The sequence below is a fragment of the Peribacillus sp. NPDC096540 genome (genome assembly GCF_050278525.1).
GTDB lineage: Bacteria > Bacillota > Bacilli > Bacillales > DSM-1321 > Peribacillus.
In genome coordinates this window covers 1-24,608 of sequence record NZ_JBNNTG010000048.1, presented here as the reverse complement: position 1 = coordinate 24,608, position 24,608 = coordinate 1, and the positions used below count along the sequence as shown (strand labels likewise).

Below are 24,608 nucleotides of genomic sequence, written 5' to 3'. Positions count from 1 at the left end.
AAGGTAAAATTAAAAGACCTGAGTCCGATAGAATACCGAACTCAGGTCTTAGAAGCTGCTTAAACTATATGTCTAACTTTATTGGGTCAGATCAAGTTTGTCTACAGTCTGAAAGGACATCCTTTGGTTTGGATGTCCTTTTTCGATTTTCTTCCTAGGATTCTTTACAGATAGCCCACTCTGTTTTAAAGAAGTGGATATGATCTTTTACCACTTAATGGTTCGATTTGTTTAGGAAAACTAAAAATTTAATCAATCGTTTGATTAATATAATTGGAAGGATTAGTGAAAGTCTAAAGTCACTATTTTATGGGTAAAAGAAATGTATTTTCCATAACAGTTACGTATTCGTGGGCATAGAGTTTTTATAAAATGTAAAATATCCAAAATAGGGTTTACTAATTAAAAACAGGTATTTAGACGTTTGATAATGGTATATTCAGGGTTTTTTATATAATCATAATTTACCATTTTTCGAGTTTTTACTTATTTATATGGCAGAATTTGTATAGTTACATTAAAATGTAACTAAATTAAATTAAAGGAGGAGTTTTACTATGTCACAAATTCGCGTAACACCTTCAGAACTGAAAGATGTAGCTAGACAATATGATAATGAGAGCCAACAGGTAACAGATATCATTAGTCGTCTAGACAAAATGAGAGACCATTTAACTGGTATTTGGGAAGGTTCTTCAAGTGAGGCTTTTGTAGGGCAGTACGAAGAATTAAAACCTTCATTCATGGATATGGCTCGTTTGCTAAATGAAGTTTCTCAACAATTGGATAAATCAGCTCAAATCCTTGAAGACACAGATAATCAAATTGCTAGTCAAATTCGCGGATAATTAGAAAGTAAAAGAGATAAGAAGTTTTTAGGAAAAAGCACCGCGACTCTAAAAGAAGATCGTGGTGTTTTTTTGCTTTAAAAGAGGTGGTTTCCATTTATATTCAATTAACAATTGATTTAAAAAGGTATACGGGAGAAGTATTTGACTTGCAAGTGTCGAATTACCGTTCAATTAAGAAAGTTGTGGAGATTGTCTGGCAGGTAAAAAATATAGCTTGTACACCAAAGGAAGGGTATTGGGTACGAGTCCAGAATAAAGAGTTCGTTTGTTCCGGGTATGACACATTACTTGATAGCGGAATTACGACAGGAGACCGGCTAGAAATCCTATAGTGTGGTTAAGTGTGGACTGGATATAGGAAAAAAGTCTAAAGCCCTTTAGCAGGGGTAAAGGAGTACATAGAATGGATGAGAATAAATCATCATATTTGGAGAAACAAACAGAAGCTGTAATGAAGAAGGATGATAATGGGTATGTGTTTGTTTTCCAGCGAGCTAAACTATTGATGCAGAACCCATTGGAATTACAGCTGATTCATGAGGTGGATGATGCTCTCCAGAAACATATTGAAGTAACAGAGGACGAGGTGCAGGTCAGGGTAATTCCACCAGCCCCTTTTTTTGCTTTTTCTAAGGCCAATAATAAAAATCTGATAGGACGATGGTTATCGTCCTATCAGATTGTAAAGAAAATTAGAAACCATGAATTAACTCGTTTGCAACTAGTGGTCTGTCCAGAAAATATAGTATTTGACCCAAGTTTGACCCCTTACTTTCTCCATTATGGAGTACAAAACAGTCTGCCTCCTTATGAGAAAATTCAAGATCAGTTATTTCAAGAAACCAAGGCAACGATCGCAACACTTGTGGATGAGCAATATACTTTTGAACAGTATCTGCTTTACTATAAAACCCTTAAACTATCGAAGGAATCACAGAGTATAGTAACAACGGAGACTTGGGATGAACTAGCTTTGCTTATTCAAAGTCAGATAGATGCTTTAGAGAGCGAAGAAAAAACATTTGTTCATATCCCTGAAAAAAAGTGGAAAATAGAACGTTATACACTTTGGGGAACCATGATTGCTATAGTGCCGCTGCTGTTCTTTACGCTTTACACATTATTCTTTTCCCACCCAAGGCAGGAAGCATATGTGGAAAGCGGGGAAAGCTTTTTAAAACAAAAATACAGTGAAGTCATTGACCGCTTGGAAAATTACAATCCTAAAAGCATGCCGTATGTCGTCCAATATGAGCTAGCTAAGTCCTATGTTACATATGAACCATTGGATGATGTCAGAAAGAAAAATGTTGAAAATGCGATAACATTACAGACTGATAGCCAGTATCTGCTTTACTGGATTTATATAGGCAGGGGTATGAGCGAGGATGCGATCGATTTGGCGAGAATCATGGAGGATCGCGAATTGATTATGTACGGTCTGGTTAACCAGAAAGAACAAATTAAGTTAGACGATAAACTTTCTGGAGAAGAAAGAGAGACGCGAATTAAAGAAGTGGATAATGAGCTGACACAATATCGAAAAGAAAAAGAGGAATTGGATAAGCAAATGGAGGAAGTCGAGGAACAGAAAAATCCGGCTGTTACAGAGGAAGAGAAAAAAGAGCCTGCATCTGAAGAAAAAGAAGAAAGTAAGGAATCATCGAAAAAATCAACTGAAGAAAAAGAAAAAGAGAAAGAGAAAAGCAAAGAGTGAGTGTTTACAGGCCTTTTGCGGGGGTGAGATTTAATGAGTTTATTATGGATTTATTTTAAGGATACATACCAATCCTATACAATCAAGGATATTCATACTGGTCCAATTACAATTGGACCATCACATCAGGACACGATCACTGTTTACTCCATTCCTTTCGACCAAGACCATATTGAGCTAAGGAAACATGAAGAACTTGATGAATATGAGGTATTTAGAGGAGACAAAAAGATTGGGGATGTAAAGCCGTTCCAGTCCTTTACTTTCCATGAGGGTTTAGAAGCATTTGAGATATTCTACACGGCAGGGGAATTGGAAGAAAGCCTTTATTATATTGGCAATTCGAAAGAAATATCTTTATCAGCCAAAGCGGGAGCGACTATCCGCAAAGGAGGAGTGGATTCTGAAAGTGCCTTTTCCATTGTCCTTCGCAAAGGGCAGTGGCTGCTCATACCAAATGATGGCCGTCTTTTTCTGAATGGCGAAAAAGTAAAAACAACGGTTGCTATTCAAAATGGCGATTTGATTTGCTGGCCATATATGGTGCTGAGGTTACTTGAAGGCGACTTATTGATGATTAATAGTGCGGATAGTTATGAAACATCCTTATCTAAAATATTGCAACCAATCTCCGAAATGAAGAAAAGCTATCCACAGTATAGACGGACACCTAGGATGATCTATGAATTGCCGGATGAGAAAGTGACGATATCATTTCCAAGCCAAGAATCGGAAGATAATAATCGAGGGTTATGGCTAATTCTTATGCCTCCGTTAATGATGCTGATTGTCATGGGGGTCATCACAATCATTCAGCCACGGGGAATTTTCATCATCATATCGATTGTGATGTTCACAACAACTTTAGTTACCTCGACGGTGCAATATTTTAAGGACAAAAAGAAGCAAAAGTTCAGAGCTGAAAAACGTCAACGTGTGTATACACGCTATCTGGAGCAAAAGAGAGAAGAGTTACAAGAGCTTTCTGCACAGCAAAAGAAAGTGCTGCTCTATCATTACCCTTCATTTGAAAAAATGAAGCGTCTAACAAATAACATTAGCGATCGAATTTGGGAGCGGACATTAGAAAGTGAAGACTCTCTCCACTTTAAGATTGGGACGGCGACGATACCATCAAGTTATGAGGTGGCGGTAAATAGCAACGATATGTCAAATCGGGATATAGATGATTTACTTGAGCAGTCTCAGGAACTTGTGGATATTTACAAAAATCTGGATGCCCTGCCGTTAACCATCGATTTATCAAGCGGCTCTATGGGCCTAGTAGGAAAGGAATCCATTGTCAAACGGGAGCTGCAACAGCTGATTGGCCAACTGGCTTTCTTTCACAGCTATCATGATGTTCGATTTGTGGCGATTTTTCCAGAAAAAGATTACCGAGAATGGGAATGGATGAAGTGGCTCCCTCATTTTCAACTGCCACATGCATATGCCAAAGGCTTTATTTATAATGAGCAATCACGTGACCAGCTTTTGTCTTCGATTTATCAGCTGCTGAGGGAAAGAGATTTGGATGAGAACAAAGGGAAAGTAAGATTTACTCCTCATTTTGTTTTTATTGTCACGGATCGAACTTTAATTGCTGAACATGTCATTCTAGAATATTTAGAAGGTAAAACAGACCATTTGGGTATTTCAACGATTTTTGCTGCGGATGCAAAAGAGAGTTTGACAGAGAATGTCCATACACTTGTGAAGTATATAAATGATCGTGACGGTGAGATCCTCATTCAGCAAACGAAGGCTGTTCATACTCCTTTTACGCTCGATAAGCATACAAAAGAAGGAAATGAGCGTTATGCCCGCTTGCTTAGGTCGCTTGATCATCAAAAAGGAATGAACAATTCGATTCCAGAAACTGTATCATTCCTAGAATTGCTGAAAGCGCGTGAGGTAGGAGAGTTGCCTATCAGTCAAAACTGGCTGACCAATCAATCCTCCAAATCTTTGGCAGTGCCTATTGGATTAAAAGGAAAAACTGATAGGGTTGAATTGAACTTACATGAAAAGGCGCACGGGCCTCATGGTTTGGTAGCTGGTACAACGGGTTCAGGGAAAAGTGAATTACTGCAGACCTATATCCTGTCGTTGGCTGTGCACTATCATCCCCATGAAGTTGCGTTTCTGCTTATTGACTATAAAGGTGGGGGGATGGCACAGCCCTTTAAACAGATTCCTCATTTACTTGGGGTTATTACAAATATTGAAGGAAGCAAAAACTTCAGTGCCCGGGCTCTTGCCTCTATCAATAGCGAGTTGAAGAAACGCCAGCGCATGTTTGACCGGTACGAGGTCAATCATATCAACGATTACACGGATTTATATAAAGAAGGGAAAGCAGATGAGCCTCTACCACATTTATTTTTAATATCAGATGAGTTTGCCGAACTAAAAAACGAAGAACCCGATTTCATCCGTGAATTAGTTAGTACGGCACGGATTGGACGGAGCTTAGGTGTTCACTTAATTTTGGCAACGCAAAAGCCGGGCGGTGTCATTGATAACCAGATTTGGAGTAATGCCCGCTTTAAAATTTCCTTAAAGGTGCAGGATGCCAATGATAGTAAGGAAATTTTGAAAAATAGCGATGCTGCAAATATTACCGTCACCGGACGAGGATATTTGCAGGTAGGAAATAACGAGGTTTACGAACTGTTTCAGTCAGCCTGGAGCGGAGCCTCTTATTTAGAGGATACGGTGGGATCTGAGGATGAAGTGGCTCTCGTCACAGATCTTGGCCTTGTTCAAATCTCAAATGTAGCAGAACAAATTACTAATAAGAGGAAAGAAAAGATTAGTGAAATTGAAGCCGTAGCGGATGAAATTGTGAAGACGCAGGAAGAAATGAAGATTGAGAAGTTGGCAAGTCCGTGGCTTCCGCCTCTAAGGGATCGTCTATCGAGAAATGACGAAAGAAGCCTTACGAAAAATCAGTTCTATCTAGGGATGAAAGATGAGCCTGAATTGCAGAGTCAGACAAATTACATCTATAACTGGATTGAGGATGGAAATATCGGGGTTTTTGGCTCTTCCGGATACGGCAAGTCAACAACGATTTTGACGCTTCTCTTTAGTTTTGCAGATCAGTTCACCCCTGAAGAACTGCATTATTACATTTTTGATTTTGGAAACAGTGCGTTACTCCCGCTGCGACAGTTGCCTCATACAGGAGATTACTTCCGGTTTGATGAGATGAGGAAAACTGAAAAATTCATGTTATTTATGAAGGCGGAAATGGAAAGAAGGAAACAGCTCTTTTCAGAAAGAGAGCTTAGTAATATAAAACTTTATAACACGTTAACAGAGGATAAATTGCCGATTATTTATATCATAGTTGACAATTTTGACTTAGTGAAGGATGAAATGCATGATCAGGAAGCGCAATTCATTCAGTTTGCGCGTGATGGACAATCACTTGGGATTTTCATGATTTTGACGGCGACGAGAATCAATGCCATCCGCCAGCCATTAATGAACAGTTTAAAAACGAAGATCGTCCATTATTTAATGGATAGTTCTGAACAATATTCAGTCTTGGGTAGAACACCTTATGAAAATGAGCCAGTACCGGGGCGGGCGTTGGTAAAAAAAGACCAAACATATTTGATGCAGGTCTATTTACCAGCCGGCGGCGATGATGATATAGCCGTTTTGGAAGAAATGAAACATGTCGTTGCTGAGCATAAGGATAAATATAAGGAACTAGATAAGCCACCGGCTATTCCAATGCTGCCAACACGTCTAGATTTGGCCAGCTTCAAGGCATACTACCCACAAATTATACAGAAGGATTCCATTCCAATTGGGCTTTCAGAGGAAAGCGTTACGCCTGTTTGTGTGGATTTGAATTCAAATCCATTCCTGCTAGTCATGGGACAGTCGCGTAAAGGGAAAACAAATGTCCTTAAAGTACTTTTAGAATCATTGCTGACCCAGTCTGTTGGAGAAATTGGTTTATTTGACGGAGTTGATCGTGGTCTATCCCCATATGCCGTCAAGGAGAAGGTACGTTATGTGGAGACAAAAGATCAAATAACTGATTGGCTCGATCATATCAATGAAATCTTTGAGGATCGTGAACGCCAATATCTAGCAGCTTTGGAACGGAAACCGATGAAACAGCTTGAATTCCCATCAATTATTTTTGTCATAGATAGCATTTCAAGGATTCAACAAACGATTGACAGCAGAATCCAGGACCGGTTGAGTGGTTTGATGAAACAGTACAGCCATCTCGGCTTTTGTCTGATTGTAGCTGGCAACGCTAACGACTTCACCAAGGGGTATGATTCGTTGACGACCGAATTGAAACAAATCAGACAGGCTGTCTTGCTTCTGAAAAAATCAGAGCAAAGCTTGTATACGCTCTCCTATTCCAGAAAAGAAGATGAAATTCAGCCTGGTTACGGTTACTTTGTGCTGAATGGAAAGGAAAGTAAGGTTCAAATTCCACTAAGTGAATAAAGAAGGAGTGTGCAAGATAGTGTCTGAAAAAATAAGACCGATGCTATTAATGGGTAAAATATTGATAATCCTGGCTCTTCCAATCCTGTTTTTCTCTTATATTGGACAAAATCCAATGAAAAAAACAGAAACGGCTTCTCGTGAAATAGCTATTGTCAATGAAGACGATGGCACGGAGTATAACAAAAATCCAATTTATGTCGGTTCAGAGCTTGTGACTACCTTGGACAAGGATTCAGAATATGATTGGTATGTGGTCAACAGAAGTACAGCGGAAAGCGGCCTAGCAAGTAAAAAATATGATGCCGTTATTTATTTTCCATCCGATTTTTCAAAGAATATTTACACGTTCGATGATGAACAGCCAATCAAAGCTGGTATTAAGTATAAAGTCCAAACGAGCTTGAATGCGGAAAATATGGAAAAAGTGCAAAAGGAATTAGAGAAGACAAAGAACAAAATGAATAAACATATTTCAACACAGTATTGGAGCTATGTTTCCCAATCTGTCGAGGACATCCGCAAGAAGTTCGATAATGTCCTTGCGAAAGAAATTACTTTTCAAAACACGATGTACGAATTTTATACCCCAAGCTCGGAAAGCCTTGCTGGGGAAATTAAACAACATAAGGATATGCTTGAAGGAGTTTTTTCCCAAACGAAGGATGCTGGGAAAACGACTAATGAAACATTAGGTGAAATAGGAAACACAAAAGCTCAGATGGCTTCCTTCTTGGAGGATGTTGTTTCATTCGAGGAATATCAAAAAGCTCAAAGTAATCTTTTTACGCAGGCATCCACCCAAAATCAACAACTTATAAAAGAGAGTATTCAAGAGTATGATTCGGTGATGAATGAGGGAGCCCAGGAGGTACCAGAGATTCAGAAGGGGATGAATACGAAATACAGTTTAAATGACCAAGGCATTAATGAGAATGTTGAGGTTATGCAGGAGAAACTTAAGACTAGTAATGATGAACTGGAAGAGTTTTCTGCAAATGTAAAAGACAAACAAGTGGAACAAATCTCGAAAATCACAGGAAATCAACAAAGCTCAATTGAACAATTTAAACAATCGGAAGAAGCGAGTCTCGATACCCTTCAGGCTACCTTGTTAGAGCAACGCGGAAATCTTGCAAGTAGCTCTGGTGATGGGGGTGTTATTGGAGGAGGTACTACCCCGATAGAAGATATTGAAACGGAAACGGGAAAAGATGAATCAGATGCAGCTCCTTCAAAAAAGGAACCAATCGATGAACTCTCCCTTCAGGGACTGCTGAACCAAATTAATAGCATTAACACCGCACTTGAAAGTTTGGTGCCGGCAGAGGGGAGTGAAGGGGCTTCAGAACAAATCAGCATTCTTACAGCAGACCTCCAAGCTGAAATCAACAGTCTTAGCGGCACAGTGAACAGTAGAACGGGAGATTATAATCAAGTCGTAACGGAGTTTAATGAACTGGTAGATTCATATAATAATTTGTTAGTTCAGTTTACACAATTACAGGGTGATTATAATAAACTTGGCACGAATTATAAGGATTTAGGTGACCAATGGCAAAAATCACAGGAGGATATCCAAAAGTTACAAGACATCCAGAGTATGACCATCGACGAGACCATTACTGAAATTAAAAATCTGGAACAGGCACTACTTGAAAAAGTAGGGGGAGAAAGGCGAGCGGTGTTAGTAAAAGTCTTTAATGATTCTATCACGAACCGTGATTCAGTGGCCCTCCTTGCCTATTATGGTTCACTTTCATCTTATTCTGAACTGGCTGAAAGAGTCTCGAAAGCGAATCTAGATGAAGTATTTGCTGCCAATATAAAAGAATTAGAGAACTTAAAGGAAGGCGTTTCTGGAAACATCGATGAAGAAGCGAAACTTGTCAAAGCTAGTTTAGCTGGAGTTAATGAAAACTTTGGGATGTTCTCCAACTCCATTTTAGGTTATATAGATGAATATGATGCAAACGTCGAGTCAGGGCAGGAAGCCACATTAGCTGAATTGGCGGCCATTACAGAGAGGGCTCAAGAAGTGTCTGCTAATTTGACAGGTAATATTGAGGTTCCCGAAATAGAGGCTGAACCTGCAGGAAGCCTTAATGGTGAAATGTTTGTAACACTTCAAGACAATACGGCAAGAACTGTCGGCTACATTTCCGACCTTGTCAATTCTGTAGCAGAACGGCAAGACACTGTTGTGAATGATACAGCCGACCTGCAGACGAAAGTAGGATCGGTTCAGGAAAGAGCGGACCAGCTTAATAATAATTGGTCCAAAAATGTAGAATCAACGGAAAAAATTAAGACGGATGTATATAGTGTCTTAAATAACACGCTCGTTGATGATCAGCAGAACGGGTATGTATATGAATATTTAGCGAATCCTGTTCAAATCAGCGGGGAAGTACTTCAAAAGGAAGAGATTAAGATTCCACCAATCGTCATGTTAGTAATCATACTGATTTCGGGATTATTAATCGGTTTCTTCCTGCATCACTATGCAACAATTCCGATGATGGTGCATGCGGCGTTGTTTACTTTATTGAATCTGATAGTTGGCTTGATTATCAGTATGTATGGTTTGAAGATATATCCGCTTGGTGATATGCAGGCGATTGAATGGACTGTTTTCACTGTCCTGCTTTTATTCTTCTGTTCAGCGTTTACTAGACTAGCCTTCTCCATTGGGCCGTTTGTAGGTGCTATCCTTGTAATTGGATTGATTAGTTTCTTTACCATACCATTACTAGATTTGATCATGCCTAATTTCAATGTGGATCATCCGGTGGCAGATGTATATATGTCTATTCAATACGATAGTCAGGCGGCCTTTTTACCAGCTGTTGTTGTCTTGTGCATACTCACGCTTATCGGGTCAATCATTCCATATTTGATGAAACGTTTTACAGAAAGAAGAGAAATGGCCCATGAAGCGGAATAAATATTTATTTCTAGCCTTGTTTATTTTGTTCTTTAGCCAGCCAACCAATGGGCATGCCATAGAGGAACCCATGGTGGAGCCGAATGAGTATCATGAAAAAAATATTGATATTCAAACGGAGTATTTTCATGAGGAAGAATTATTGAAACAGAAGCAGATGCTGCCGGAAGAACAAAAAGATCTTACTTTTGAAAGAGGGAAATATGATGTTTTAGACACGACGAAGGACTCTCTGTTCCTTTCTCCTGTAACGGAGAACAATAATACTATTGCTTCGAAAGCAGAACAACTGGGATTATTTTCAGAAGTGAACATTCGAACAAGGAGCAATGAAGGAACAGAGTCTTCCGTTAATTTTGACTTGATGCTTTTGCTAGGTATCGTTTTAGCAATAGCTGTTATTTGTTTGTTTTTTATACTTATCCCGAAAATGGGGAAGTTGAATGGAGAAGCGAAACGAAAATAAAAATGGCCCGATTCCTGAAGAAAGTCAGAATCGGGCTTTTTTTGTTACATGTCTAGAAAGGTTTTAAGAATCCCTAAAAAAAGGGCGACTGCTAAGACCCATATAAAGAATCTTTTATACATGATCATTACCTCGAATTTTTTATGAGTAGATTGCATTCATTTTAGCATAAAGATGAAAGAAGAGCAGGTGGTTCGTTTTTTGCAAAAAAGGGAGACCTTAAAAGAAGCAAGTAAAAAGAAATATAAGGGATGAGCGATGAAGGGCGGCACTTCCTGAAGAGTGTGTGGTTGTAGTGATGACTTCAGAGAAGCAGGGATAAAAAAGGAAAGAATGCTCCAAGAACTTTGGAACATCCTTCTTTCGCATTATTTAAATAGGTCTGGATAAACGGTATTTGCTGCGAGCTCTACAGCTTCACCAATCCTTGGCCCAGGACGTGACATAATATTTTCATCAAGTAGATAGACTTGATTATTTTTCACGGCGTTGATATTTTCCCAGCCTTTTCGGGATTTAATTTCATCAACAGCATCATCTGCATAGGTAGCAGTCGTAAGGATAGTATTAGGGTTTCGTTTGACAATTTCTTCATCTGAAACTTTAACCCAGCCTTTTTGATCGGCAAAGATGTTTTTAATGCCTGCAGTCTCTAGAATTTCTTGTTGGAAGGTTTCCGATCCTGTTGTATAGATTTCTGGAGCTGGACTAATTTCAAAATAGGTTTGTTCCTTTTCATCTAATGTTTCAATTTTTTCCTCAACACTTGTAATTTGGGTTTGGATATCTTTCACCAATTCTTCGCCTTTTTCAGCTACGCCCATGACTTCAGCAATTTGCCCAATATCCCCATATACATCATCAAAATTTGACGCGGATTTTATAATGAATACAGGGATTCCAGCATCTTCAAGCAGCTTTAGCGTCGTTTCATCACCAATGGTATAAGCAATAATGGCATCTGGTTTTAAGGAAATAATTTTCTCTGTATTGATATTCACCGAATCGGAAACATGTTCAATATCTTTTGCTTCCTTTGGGTAATTATCGAAATCGGTCACGCCAATGACCTTATCCCCCAGCCCTAGTTCAAATAAAATTTCTGTATTACTTGGTTGAAGTGAAACTACTGTTTCCGGAATTTTATCGAATTTTATTTTCTTTCCAGTATCATCGGTAACGGTATAGGCTTTGACTTCTTCTGTCTTGTTAGTATCTTTCTTTTCTTTTGTCGTCTGGTCATCCTTTACTCCACATCCAGTAAGGAAAAGGGCAAGTATCAGGGTGGAAATCCAACTAAATCGTAAGGTTCTCTTCATTATTTATTCCTCCGTGTTCTTCTTCATGGGTTTGGTTGGGTATGATTTGCTGATAAAAGGAATCTCCTCAATACCATGTTGCTTATTGACGTAGACAGCCATCACGAATAGAACATTTGCAAGCAAATTGGCGTAATCAAAGAGAATTCCAGGGATTTCCCTTTCTAAACTAACCTTGTGTAAAGCACGGACCGACTTTTTGGCTTCACTACGGCAAGTATGCAGAACACAGGCAGCTGTTGAACCTTGCGGAAGCACAAATGTCTCAATATGCTCTTTAACTTCAGCGACATAATGGTCGTAGATTGCACTTAAACGTTTCAGATCATTGTCGGTAATGGCTAATTTCCCACGGACTGAGCCATTTAAATGATAAGCCATCGGCAACAATTCCATTAAATCACGGTATACATCTGGAACATCCTTTGTAAACGAGGCTGCCAAGCCAATTTGTGTCGTCAAAGAGTCGGTACGTATTTCATAATCGACGGTAGACTCGGATTCGCGCATGTATGGATAGCATAAAAAACGAAAATCCTTCTTTGCCATAACTCTTCCTCCTCTTTATATTTAGATAAATCACCTCTGTGTCGCTTTTCGCAGCAAAAGAAAAAGCCGACCAAGGGCATTGGTCGGCATCAATCACCTATGTATCTGTAACAGAAAAAGAGGGAAGACTGCCGTACAATCCTCCTATCTTCCGAAGAGCATAATACGATAAAAAAGGCAGGTCTCCTGGCTCGTGCGTCATTTTACTCTAAGAACCTTCCCATTTGAACAGGATGAACGGTTGTCGGTGTGAATCTTTATCCTCAAACAGTGGTATTTATCTTATTTCATTAGCACTTACAGTTGCGGAAACAGCTTCGGCTTTACACCGAATTCCCTATTAAGCTGACAAGGCAGCACCTTTTTCTGCAAGGTTTATATTCACTTAGCAACAGTTTACCATACCTTTTTCCTGAAGCAGTATGAATATTTTTAGAGAATTTCATTTATGGTTTGCGAATTATCTAGTAAACTTACAATGTAAGGTTCAATTGGAGGTTAATGTAAAATGTATGTCGAGTATAAAGAATATATAATAGGTGTTATATAAGAGTAATAGGGTAATCTCAGGAGGTAGAGAATGATTTATAAGCAGGTAAATCAAAAACTGGAAAAGATTTTAGGGAATATTGAAAAAGTGATTATTGGAAAACGAGATATAGCAGAACTAAGCATTGTTGCACTTCTTTCTGGGGGGCATGTTTTATTGGAGGATGTTCCCGGTGTAGGCAAGACTGTCATGGTCAGAGCACTGGCAAGATCGATAGGCGCAAACTTTAAGCGTATACAATTCACACCTGATTTACTACCTTCAGATGTAACGGGCGTTTCAATTTTCAATCCAAAGGAACAAGAATTTATTTTTAGACCAGGACCAATTATGGGCCATATTATTTTAGCCGATGAAATAAACCGGACCTCGCCGAAAACACAATCCGCCTTGCTTGAAGCAATGGAAGAGGCAAGTGTGACGGTTGATGGGGTTACAAGGGGATTGGAGAAGCCCTTTTTCGTCATGGCGACACAAAATCCAATTGAGTACGAAGGAACATACCCACTTCCAGAGGCGCAATTGGATCGTTTTCTATTAAAAATGAAAATGGGCTATCCGGGTGTTGAAGAAGAAATTGAGGTTTTGCACCGGGCTCAATATACCGCACCACTTGAAGAGTTAGAATCTGTTATTACTTTAGAGGAATTAATAGCTTTACAGGAAGAGGCTAAAGCGGTGATCGTGGATAACACAATAAAGCGGTATATTGTTGATTTGGCAAATCAATCTCGTACGCATGAGACCGTATATTTAGGGGTGAGTCCTCGTGGATCGATTGCATTGATGAAGGCAACCCAAGCTTATGCACTTTTGAAGGGCAGAGATTATGTTCTACCGGATGATGTGCAATATTTAGTACCGTTCGTATTTGCCCACCGACTTATCTTGAAGCCAGAAGCGAATTATGAGGGAGTAGATGCTGGCATGGTGATTCACCAGATTGTCGCGACGACTCAAGTGCCTGTGAAGAGAGCTATGACCTAATGCGGAACTTGATCAGCATCTTAAAGGAAAACATGAGTGTGATTGGCTTGTTATTACTTATGGCGATTTCCTTTTCTTTTGCGATGTTTCAAGGAGGTTTTGTCAGTTGGTTTATTTTTTATACATTTTTACCGTTCGCTGTGTACTCTACGATTCTACTTTTTTATCCGATTAATAACATGATCGTTGAGAGAAAGGTCAGCAAAAGAGAATGCCGAGCTGGAGATTCTGTAGAAATAGCTTTAACTGTAACCCGTAAAAACAGGCTGCCTCTTTTATATATGATGGTAGAGGAGGAGTTGCCGAAGGGATTGGTAAATTGGGGGATGCAAAGAAAAACACTTGTCTTTCCGGGTTTCAGGCATACCTTCAGTATGACATATACTTTGGACAATTTGCCACGGGGTGAGCATGAATTTCAAACAATCCGTTTCAGGATAGGAGACTTTTTTGGCATCTTTGAAAAGGAAGCGACATTTAATTCACCTTTAAAAATCACTGTTTTCCCTTCATATCATGAGCTTACCTACAGAGATCTTGAACTTGTATTCAATCAGGGTCAAGTGGGATCAACAAAAAAAACACAACGGGAACATTCAGTAGTGTCTGGGGTAAGAGAGTATCAGCCAGGTGATCAGTTGTCCTGGATTAACTGGAAGGCAACGGCTAGAACAAGTGAAATCATGACAAAGGAATTTGAAGTTCAGAAAAACCGTGATGTATTTATCTTGCTTGATAATCAGGAATCGCTTTTCTTCGAAGAAGCAATTGTAATGACGGCTTCCTTTGTACATGCCATGTTAAAAAAAGGCATAGAGATGGGTTTCGCTAGTACGGGATCGAGGCAAATCTTACCGACTGGAGGAGGCGGTAGTCAGAAACGAAAGATCTTTTACCGCCTTGCTAAAGAAAAACCGAGTAGGTTAATCGCATGGGACGGGAGCATAAGGAAGGAAATTCTGCCGGTAAACGCAGCTTTGATTTTCGTTGTCTCGGAATTAACATTAGAAAAGGTCGAATTATTGAGAGCATTCCGCGCTAATCAAGGAGTAATGTTGTTTTGTGTGAAAAACCCAGCAGACTTTACAGATGAAGAAAAAAAATCTAGATCAGCAGCATTATCACAGGGAATAAAGGTTTGCTTTCTTAAACAGGGGCATCTGCAGCACGACAGACCAGAGGTGATGAAGAAATGAATGTTACAACGCCCATGTTGGAAAAGTGGATGGATGTCCTTCTGTATGCTTTTGGTCTGTTGTTGATCACAGAATGGTTAAGGCCTGTTGAGAAACTCACGGATACAGGGAATATTGTTGTTTTTGTTCTGTTTGTGATTTTTTCCCTACTACTGCATTATTTCCATGTCCATTGGCTAATCCGCTGTATTCTCTTAAGTGTTTATATAATGATTTCAGTACAGTTTCTTCATTCGAACTATCTGCTGGATTTCACAGCCAATCTTTCAAATATATACGATGGAAAATGGGAGTTACTTTCAAATCCATTTCGAACGTTACTTTTTTTCTTGCTTCTTTGGCTAGTGACATATTTGATTCATTACTGGGTGTTGGTGAAGCAAAGTATCTTTTTCTTTTTTATGTTAACGGTGATTTTTATATCGATACTTGATACATTTACTCCCTATGATGGTGATAAGGCAATGATAAGAATCATCATTATTGGTTTTGCGATGCTCGGTCTGCTGGCCTTGCTGCGTCTGTCCATTCAGGAGCAGCTTAGGTTTTCAAGGGCTCCTATTAAGAAATGGATCTTGTTACTAACGGGTATGATCACGATAAGTGTCCTTGTCGGTTTTGGTGCCCCTAAGTTCTCTCCACAATGGCCGGATCCAGTTCCGTTTATTACTTCTTATTCCGATAAAGTGATGAAAGAAGATGGTAGTTCCATAGACAAAAGGGTGGGGTATGATGAAGATGATTCGGAACTTGGCGGGTCGATAGAGCCAGATAGTTCTATTGTCTTTTATAATAATGCGCCTGCAGGTCATTATTGGAAAGTAGAGAACAAAGATATCTATACTGGAAAAGGATGGGTTTCCTTAGAGGACGGGATGGACTTTTTCACTTTTTCTAACGGCCAGGAAATGACTTTGTTAAATACTTACGATATTCCGGAAGTGGTAAAAGCAGATGAAATGTCAGCAAAAGTATCCATGATGGAATTGTATTCTCATATTCTTCATCCACAGTCCGGTTATTTAAAAAAAGTCGAGAGTAAAAAAGGAAAAGAGTTCAAGTATTATCAGGATATGGACAAAATCATTTCCGAAAAGGAAGATGGCGAACGCCTTCTATTGAAAGAATATGAAATGACCTATGATATGCAGAGGTTTGATATAGCTGAGCTAAGGAAGGTCACAGATCCGGATGAAACGATGGGTGTCTTAATGGATAAAAATACTCAGCTTCCAGAGGGCTTACCTAATCGAATATATGAATTGGCATCGCAACTTACTAGTAATGAAACAAATTGGTATGATAAAGCGAAAGCCATTGAAAATTATTTTGACGGTCCTGATTTTGTTTATTCAAAGGATGATATTGCTTATCCGGAGGCAAGTCAAGATTATGTCGATCAATTTTTATTCGAGACCCAGATTGGATATTGCGACAACTATTCAACTGCAATGGTCGTCTTACTACGCGCCGCCAATATACCGGCTAGGTGGGTGAAGGGTTATACAGAAGGAGAAAAATCGATATATAAGGGTGAATCCGTTTATAAGGTAACAAATAATAATGCTCATTCCTGGGTAGAGGTTTATTTTTCCGGAATTGGCTGGGTTCCCTTTGAACCAACAAAGGGATTCACTGGGGAAGTTGAATTTTACAATTCGGACTTGAAACAGGATAATGTAAAGAAGTCAGAGACGAACGCTCCAGCTAATGCAGAGCAGAAAAAGATGGAGACTAGTGAACGTCATGATACCCCTGATAAGGCTAATCAAGCATCTGGAGACTTGTTTGTGGGAAGCTTTGGAGGAATCTTGAAATGGTCTTCTATCACTCTCATAAGTTTGCTGATGCTTTTGACAATTGGTTATTTCTCTAGAAGGAAGTGGATCCCGTACCTGCAGATTCTCCGCTATAAAAAGAAATCTGGCTCTCATTTTGCGACGGCCTATCTAGTATTATTGAAACAATTAAAACGTGCAGGTTTAGCACGTCCGGAAGGGCAAACATTAAGGGAGTATGCCGCATATGTGGATGCAGTGTACGGTACAGACGAGATGCAGAAATTAACAGCTCGATACGAGTTGATGATTTACCGTGGAGACGTTGAAAATGGCGAATGGGAGCACTTACAAATCGGTTGGGAAAGCTTAATGAAAAAAACTAGCTCTTGACCAGCTTTTTATTATATTGATACAATAACTTAAACTAATATATCCTTCATATATCCTCGATAATATGGATCGAAAGTTTCTACCGAATCACCGTAAATGATTTGACTATGAAGGCGGATTTTAACAGGAAAGCTGAAAATCTGCCTTCGTCTGTACTTTTTGTGTATTTTTGAGGGTGGATTTTTAGTTTTTCTTTTTTTATGATAATATTTTTTATAAGAAACTATCACTCGGTTTTTTGGGTGAATTACATTAATAGAGGTGACGTTTGTGCCGGGGAAAACAGAATTGCAAAAAAACCAGGAAATGATCGTAGTACTTGATTTCGGAAGCCAATATAACCAATTGATTACTCGTCGTATTCGTGAATTTGGTGTGTACAGTGAGCTTCATCCACATACAATTACAGCAGAAGAAATTCTAAAAATGAATCCAACTGGGATTATTTTTTCAGGCGGCCCGAACAGTGTGTATGATGCATCTGCATTTGGCTGCGATGAGCGCATTTTCGAATTAGGTCTGCCGATTTTCGGTATTTGTTATGGCATGCAGCTAATGACGAAACATTTTGGCGGAAAAGTGGAACCAGCTAAAAACCGTGAATACGGAAAAGCAACACTTGCCATCCAAAATGATTCTAAGTTATTCGGCGACCTGCCAAAAGAACAAATTGTCTGGATGAGCCATGGTGATTTAGTTGTCGAAACGCCTGAAGGTTTCACCATTGATGGGACGAACCCATCTTGCCCGATCTCAGCTATGAGTGATGAGTCACGTAAATTGTATGCAGTACAATTCCATCCAGAAGTACGTCATTCTGTATACGGAAATGATATTTTGAAAAACTTCGTATTTGGCGTTTGTGGTTGCAAAGGCGACTGGTCCATGGAAAACTTCATTGAAGTCGAAATGGAAAAAATCCGTCAAACGGTCGGGGATAAAAAAGTACTATGCGCCTTGAGCGGCGGAGTGGATTCATCCGTTGTTGCTGTATTGATCCATAAGGCAATTGGCGATCAGTTAACATGTATTTTCGTTGATCATGGATTACTGCGTAAAGGGGAAGCCGAAGGTGTAATGGAAACATTCAGTGAAGGCTTTAATATGAACGTGATTAAGGTCGATGCATCAGAGCGTTTCCTTTCGAAACTTGCTGGCGTTTCCGATCCGGAACAAAAACGGAAAATTATCGGTAACGAGTTCATTTACGTATTCGATGATGAAGCAACGAAGCTTGAAGGTATTGATTTCCTTGCACAAGGAACACTTTACACAGACATTATTGAAAGTGGTACGGCTACTGCACAAACAATTAAATCGCATCATAACGTTGGCGGTCTGCCAGAAGATATGCAATTTAAATTGATTGAGCCATTGAATACTCTATTCAAGGATGAAGTACGTGCACTTGGAAGTGAAATGGGGATTCCAGATGAAATCGTTTGGCGTCAGCCGTTCCCTGGTCCAGGTTTAGGTATTCGTGTATTAGGGGAAATATCGGATGAAAAACTTGAAATCGTTCGTGAATCTGATCATATCTTACGTGAAGAAATTAAAAAGAATGGTTTGGAACGTGAAATCTGGCAGTACTTCACGGTGCTTCCTAATATCCGTAGTGTAGGGGTCATGGGCGATGCTCGTACGTATGATTACACAATTGGTATTCGTGCGGTTACATCCATTGACGGAATGACTTCTGATTGGGCAAGAATTCCATGGGATGTACTTGAAATCATCTCAACAAGAATCGTTAATGAAGTAAATCACGTAAACCGCGTCGTGTATGACATTACGTCTAAGCCACCTGCAACAATTGAGTGGGAATAGAATAAAAACATCTGATCAGTGAAGGGTTTAACCTTCACTGATTTTTTTTGTTTAATTTAAGTTACTCGATGTATTCAGTTTTAGCATGAATGTTTCAAAATAGGTAGAAGAATAGGTTTCCCTGAATAGCGAAAAAAGGGGGGATGGGATGAATGCTTACATTTTACGTATGTTATTGGGTAAAAAATCAGTATATATAGGACCAAAAGCGAACATTGTCTAATATTACATATAAAATATTCGTTTAAGATATTGACGATTATTTTTGTGACTGGTACACTATACCTATAAAATAAAAAAACATAATTGTCGTATAATATTGGGGATATGGCCCAAAAGTTTCTACCAAGCTGCCGTTAACAGCTTGACTACGATGTGAATGAAATGGTGAGTTAGGCTAACTGCCACTTCTTTACATAATAGTAGTCAAGCCCCGTTCGGAAGTGAATGGGGCATTTTTCTTTTGGCTTACGATTCTATGATAGGGGAGACTCATAATGAAGAATTACTTTCGGTTTAATGAACTGGGAACTAATTATCGCCGGGAAATACTGGGTGGTCTAACAACGTTCCTTTCTATGGCATATATCCTGGTCGTAAACCCAGTGATGTTAACTTTACAAAGCATCGAGGACTACCCAGATGAATTAAGAATGGATTACGGGGCAGTTTTTGCCGCGACAGCCTTAGCCGCTGCGATTGGTTCAATACTGATGGGGCTTATAGCCAGGTATCCAATATCTCTTGCTCCAGGTATGGGCTTGAATGCTTTCTTTGCTTTTACCGTTGTACTTGGTTTTGGAATACCATGGCAGACAGCTCTAACAGGAGTTTTAATTTCAGGTATTATCTTCGTTCTGTTGTCTCTATCAGGAATACGAGAGAAAATTATTAATGCAATTCCCGTTGAATTGAAATATGCGGTTGGAGCGGGTATTGGTTTGTTCATTACCTTTGTAGGGTTCCAAAATGCAGGGATTATTACGAATGATGATAGCGTGCTTGTCGGTCTAGGTGACCTAACATCAGGAAATACTTTATTGGCTGTGTTCGGGATTGTCGTGACCGTTATTTTAATGACAAAAGGCGTAAAAAGTGGCGTGTTCATAGGGATGGTCATTACGGCTATCGCAGGAATGATATTTGGACAAGTGCCGGTTCCAGATAAAATAATTGGGGCAGTACCAAGCATTGCACCAACATTTGGAGTTGCGTTTGATGCTTTCGGAAATCCAGGTGAGCTTTTCACTGGTCAAATGTTAATCGTTATTTTAACCTTCTTATTTGTAGCTTTCTTTGATACAGCTGGTACATTAGTGGCTGTTGCTCAGCAAGCAGGTTTGATGAAGGATAATATTCTTCCAAGAGTAGGTAAAGGGTTGCTTGCTGATTCTCTATCCATCGTTTCAGGTGCAATTCTAGGAACATCCACTACAACATCTTATGTAGAGTCAACATCGGGTGTCGCTGCTGGTGCCCGAAGCGGTTTTGCAGCTGTGGTTACAGGTTTGCTATTTGTCCTATCCCTTTTCTTCTTCCCGCTTCTTTCCGTTGTGACTTCAGCGGTAACTGCGCCAGCATTGGTCATAGTGGGCGTATTAATGGCATCTTCACTTAAAAACATTGATTGGCATAAGTTTGAAGTGGCAGTACCAGCCTTCTTCACAGTTATTATGATGCCTATGACTTATTCAATTGCAACAGGGATTGCTTGTGGTTTCATCTTCTATCCCATCACGATGTCAATGAAAGGGAGAGCGAAAGAAGTTCATCCAATTATGTGGGGTCTTGGAGTCGTCTTCCTTCTATACTTTATTTTCTTGAAGTAATAATAAGAGCAAGTAAGAAGGGTCCCTTTTACGGGGCCTTTTTTTCATGTTGTAAGGGAAAGACCAATTCGTGTATAGTAAAATTACCAAGTACTTTATCCTGATAGGACATATGGATGATTTTTCGAAAAAATGAGGGAGAATAATGAATGGTTTTATCGTTGAAAAGGTTTTGAACAATAACGTGGTGATTGCCACTCATTCGTCGTATGGTGAGGTCGTTTCGATTGGAAAGGGCTTAGGATTCAACCGAAAGAAAGGTGAAGAATTAAGTCCAGATCTTGCAGAGAAAACGTTTGTTTTAAAAAATGTGAAAGAACAGGAAAGTTACAAAAAGCTTTTGCCAAAGATTGATCAAAATCTGCAAGCAGCAATAATAGAATCCATTCATCTTATTAACAATCGTGTGTCAGGGAAACTTAATGAACATATACATGTCGGATTAACCGATCATTTACTGTTCGCCCTTCAACGTGTTTCACAAGGAATGACTATTAAAAACCCATTCTTAAAAGAAACGATAACCCTCTATCCTTTTGAACATGATATTGCTGTTGATGTAATTGACCTAATCGAAGATAAGACAGGTATAGGACTTCCGCAAGGTGAAATTGGTTTTATTACGCTTCATATTCATAGTGCAATAGCGAATAAAGACTTATCGGAAGTTAATCAGTATTCGCAACTAATTTTTCATCTTATCCAAGTCGTTGAAGAACAGTTGGAAATACAAATTAATAAGGATAGCGTCGATTATACACGCCTGATTCGTCATTTAAGATTCATGATAGACCGTGTAATGGCAGAAGAAGAGGTAGACGAACCTGAAAAAATGGCATTGCTATTGAAAGAAGAATATCCATTGTGTTACAATATTGCATGGAAGCTAATAAAAATTATGCAACAGAAATTAGGCAAACCGGTTTTTGATGCTGAAGCTGTCTATCTAACGATGCATATTCAACGATTACAAAAGAAAATAAAATAAAAACATTAACTTACGTGTTACTGATTCGATCAGGCATAAGTGAGGAGAATGATTGATCTGAAAGAGGGTATTATATACCTGAATTTTCATTTCAATCCTATCTTTGCTTATGCCTTTTTTGTATTCTGAAATCGGCTGCGTAAGAGGGTGAATTCAGTCATTATAATGTAAACGTTTTTATTAGCCTAAAAACAGTATAGAGGAGGAAAACCTATGTTTAAGAAGTTGTTTGGCGTTTTGCAAAAAATCGGAAAAGCTTTGATGCTTCCTGTAGCAATTTTGCCAGCGGCCGGAATTTTGCTTGCGTTTGGTAATGCGTTGCAAAACGAGACTTTGTTGGATATCGCTCCGTTTCTTGCGAGTGGCGGAGTAGAAATGGTCGCATCGGTAATGGAGAATGCCGGAAATATTATTTTTGGGAATCTTCCGCTATTGTTTGCTGTGGGGGTCGCAATTGGGTTAGCTGGTGGAGATGGTGTTGCCGGGCTGGCAGCGATCATCGGGTTCTTGATTATGAATGTAACTATGGGAACGGTTCTTGGAATTGATGCTACAGACATTGAGAACAATGGTGCGGTGTATAGTAACGTTCTTGGAATTCCGACGTTGGGGACGGGTGTCTTCGGCGGTATTATTGTCGGTGTCATGGCTGCTATTATGTATAATAAATTTTATGAAATTGAACTTCCTTCTTATTTGGGATTCTTTGCCGGTAAACGTTTTGTACCCATTGCAACAGCTGCAAGCGCAGTTATTCTTGGGTTATTAATGATTTTGGTTTGGCCGACGATACAATCAGGGTTAAATGCATTTTCGGAAAATATGTTGGGTGCTAACCTAACTCTTGGAGCATTTGTGTTCGGAGTGGTAGAACGGGCGTTAATTCCGTTTGGATTGCATCATATTTTCTATTCCCCATTCTGGTTTGAATTTGGCAGTTATATTCCTCAAGGTGGGGGCAATCCAGTCAGAGGAGACCAAGCCATCTTCATGGCTCAAATTAAAGATGGAGTACAGAATTTAACAGCAGGGACCTTTATGACTGGTAAGTATCCATTTATGATGTTCGGGTTGCCAGCAGCTGCTTTAGCTATTTATCATGAAGCTCGACCGGAACGGAAGAAAATAGTTGGTGGCTTAATGGCTTCGGCTGCACTTACATCGTTCTTGACTGGGATTACAGAACCTCTTGAATTTGCGTTCTTATTTGTAGCACCGGTACTTTTCGGTATTCATTGTTTGTTTGCTGGTCTTTCTTTCATGACTATGCATTTACTAGATGTGAAAATCGGGATGACATTCTCGGGTGGTTTAATTGACTACGTATTGTTCGGTTTGATTAATCCTCAAACGAATGCTTGGATTGTTATTCCGGTTGGATTAGTCTTTGCGCTTATCTATTACTTTGGATTCCGATTTGCGATTAGGAAGTTTAACCTTAAAACTCCGGGTCGTGAAGTGGAAGAAGAGGATGGAGAAGAGGGGTCTACAAGTACAGCGGGAAGTCTGCCTGGAGATATCTTGGATGCAATGGGCGGAAAAGAAAACATTGCACACTTAGATGCATGTATCACCCGCCTGCGTGTGTCAGTAAATAACATTGATAACGTTGATAAAAATAGATTGAAGAAACTTGGTGCAGCAGGGGTACTAGAAGTCGGGAATAACATCCAGGCCATTTTCGGTCCTCGTTCTGAAACAATTAAAGGACAAATGAAAGATATAATTGATGGAAAAAGACCTCGAAAAGTTGAAGAGTCTCCTGAAAAGGGTGTAGAGGACCAAATTGAGGACATTGTTCCGAAACCATTACAAACAGATACTGGTTCAGAGAACTTTATTTCACCTATTAAAGGAGAAATCAAGCCGATTACCGAAGTACCTGACGCGGTTTTTGCTGAAAAAATGATGGGTGATGGCTTTGCAATCGTACCGGAGGATGGGCTAATTGTTTCACCTGTAGATGGAACGATCGTTAATCTGTTCCCGACTAAACATGCAATAGGCATTGTTTCTGATGCAGGACGTGAAATCTTAATACATGTGGGAATAGATACAGTTAAATTAGAAGGTCAAGGCTTTGAAGCACTTGTCGCTCAAGGAGATAAGGTGACAAGCGGACAGCCGTTACTAAAAGTGGATATTGAGTATGTCAAAAATAATGCCACTTCTATAATCACGCCAATCGTATTTACGAACCTTTCTGAAGGAGAAAGCGTGAAGATTGAAAAGAACGGAAAAGTAGATAAAGAAGAAGATAACATTATTTCTTTCAATAAATAAGTGTTATGAAACAGGGGGCAATAGTAATAAGTTGCCCCCTGTTTCAATTTATCCAGAATAACAATATAAGTCTTGTCAGTAAGGGTAAGAGGAATGATAGGCTATGTAAACCGTATATTTAACCTATTTACCATTAATGGATGATATGGAGTTTCTATATATATAGAAGAAGGTTGGGGTCTATGAAAAAGAAATATTCAAAATTAAATTGACTTGTCTTTATGGAGGTGCTATTATATTAAATACACCGCTTGAGACAACAACGGCAAGAAGAAAAAAAGAAACTTGTTGTTGACATGTTGTATGATAGGTGTTATGATAATGAAGTCGCTAACATAGCGGTGATCATATTGCTCTTTGAAAACTGAACAAAACAAAGCGCCAACGTTAATTTTTAAGTGAGCACACACTATTAAAAAAGCAAAATGAGCAAGTCAAACATT

At 39.3% G+C, this 24,608-nt stretch carries 15 protein-coding genes and 3 riboswitches; of the genes, 13 read left to right on the top strand and 2 right to left on the bottom strand.

Annotation, left to right across the window (positions count from 1 at the left end; translation table 11 throughout):
• Positions 1-557: 557 nt before the first annotated feature.
• The 6 genes from ACQKMR_RS25500 (at position 558) to essA (ending at position 10,466) form a co-directional block, all read left to right on the top strand.
• Positions 558-848, top strand: coding sequence for a WXG100 family type VII secretion target (locus ACQKMR_RS25500; RefSeq protein ID WP_427699792.1), 291 nt, complete (start codon positions 558-560; stop codon positions 846-848).
• 95 nt (positions 849-943) lie between these two features.
• Entirely contained in the window at positions 944-1,183 is a 240-nt protein-coding gene (locus ACQKMR_RS25495; protein WP_053348965.1) for an EsaB/YukD family protein, read from the top strand.
• Positions 1,184-1,254: 71 nt separating this feature from the next.
• Positions 1,255-2,568, top strand: coding sequence for a type VII secretion protein EssB (gene essB, locus ACQKMR_RS25490; RefSeq protein WP_427699791.1), 1,314 nt, complete (start codon positions 1,255-1,257; stop codon positions 2,566-2,568).
• A 33-nt stretch (positions 2,569-2,601) separates the two neighbouring features.
• Positions 2,602-7,053: a type VII secretion protein EssC gene (gene essC, locus ACQKMR_RS25485; protein ID WP_427699790.1), complete on the top strand. Its 4,452-nt coding sequence runs from the start codon at positions 2,602-2,604 to the stop codon at positions 7,051-7,053.
• A 19-nt stretch (positions 7,054-7,072) separates the two neighbouring features.
• Complete coding sequence (gene esaA, locus ACQKMR_RS25480) at positions 7,073-10,000, top strand: type VII secretion protein EsaA (protein ID WP_427699789.1); 2,928 nt, start codon at positions 7,073-7,075, stop codon at positions 9,998-10,000.
• The gene (gene essA, locus ACQKMR_RS25475) at positions 9,987-10,466 is read left to right on the top strand and encodes a type VII secretion protein EssA (RefSeq protein ID WP_427699788.1); all 480 of its coding nucleotides are present in this window, start codon (positions 9,987-9,989) and stop codon (positions 10,464-10,466) included. Before esaA ends, essA begins: the two co-directional genes overlap by 14 nt.
• A gap of 368 nt (positions 10,467-10,834) precedes the next feature.
• Here the strand turns inward: essA and ACQKMR_RS25470 are convergent, their stop codons facing one another.
• A complete protein-coding gene (locus ACQKMR_RS25470) occupies positions 10,835-11,785 on the bottom strand; it encodes a helical backbone metal receptor (protein WP_427699787.1) in 951 nt (316 codons plus the stop codon).
• 3 nt (positions 11,786-11,788) lie between these two features.
• On the bottom strand, positions 11,789-12,334 hold the full coding sequence (locus ACQKMR_RS25465) for a hypothetical protein (protein WP_427699786.1): 546 nt from the start codon (positions 12,332-12,334) through the stop codon (positions 11,789-11,791).
• A 159-nt stretch (positions 12,335-12,493) separates the two neighbouring features.
• A riboswitch (cobalamin riboswitch) is annotated at positions 12,494-12,713 on the bottom strand.
• Between the two features lie 201 nt (positions 12,714-12,914).
• Between ACQKMR_RS25465 and ACQKMR_RS25460 the strand changes: the two genes are divergently transcribed.
• The 7 genes from ACQKMR_RS25460 to ptsG all read left to right on the top strand — a co-directional run bounded on the left by ACQKMR_RS25460 (position 12,915) and on the right by ptsG (position 24,165).
• Entirely contained in the window at positions 12,915-13,871 is a 957-nt protein-coding gene (locus ACQKMR_RS25460; RefSeq protein ID WP_427699785.1) for an AAA family ATPase, read from the top strand.
• On the top strand, positions 13,871-15,067 hold the full coding sequence (locus ACQKMR_RS25455; protein ID WP_427699784.1) for a DUF58 domain-containing protein: 1,197 nt from the start codon (positions 13,871-13,873) through the stop codon (positions 15,065-15,067). The genes ACQKMR_RS25460 and ACQKMR_RS25455 overlap by 1 nt, the downstream gene beginning before the upstream one ends.
• Positions 15,064-17,238, top strand: a complete 2,175-nt coding sequence (locus ACQKMR_RS25450) for a DUF4129 domain-containing transglutaminase family protein (protein ID WP_427699783.1) — start codon at positions 15,064-15,066, stop codon at positions 17,236-17,238. The genes ACQKMR_RS25455 and ACQKMR_RS25450 overlap by 4 nt, the downstream gene beginning before the upstream one ends.
• A gap of 26 nt (positions 17,239-17,264) precedes the next feature.
• A riboswitch (purine riboswitch) is annotated at positions 17,265-17,366 on the top strand.
• A 178-nt stretch (positions 17,367-17,544) separates the two neighbouring features.
• Positions 17,545-19,065 carry a glutamine-hydrolyzing GMP synthase gene (gene guaA / locus ACQKMR_RS25445; RefSeq protein ID WP_162878880.1) on the top strand — a complete coding sequence of 507 codons (1,521 nt, stop codon included), beginning with the start codon at positions 17,545-17,547 and terminating at the stop codon, positions 19,063-19,065.
• 289 nt (positions 19,066-19,354) lie between these two features.
• Positions 19,355-19,456, top strand: a riboswitch (purine riboswitch).
• A gap of 106 nt (positions 19,457-19,562) precedes the next feature.
• Entirely contained in the window at positions 19,563-20,894 is a 1,332-nt protein-coding gene (locus ACQKMR_RS25440) for an NCS2 family permease (protein ID WP_053348900.1), read from the top strand.
• A 145-nt stretch (positions 20,895-21,039) separates the two neighbouring features.
• Complete coding sequence (gene glcT, locus ACQKMR_RS25435) at positions 21,040-21,882, top strand: glucose PTS transporter transcription antiterminator GlcT (protein WP_427699782.1); 843 nt, start codon at positions 21,040-21,042, stop codon at positions 21,880-21,882.
• A gap of 213 nt (positions 21,883-22,095) precedes the next feature.
• A complete protein-coding gene (gene ptsG / locus ACQKMR_RS25430) occupies positions 22,096-24,165 on the top strand; it encodes a glucose-specific PTS transporter subunit IIBC (RefSeq protein WP_427699781.1) in 2,070 nt (689 codons plus the stop codon).
• Positions 24,166-24,608: the final 443 nt, after the last annotated feature.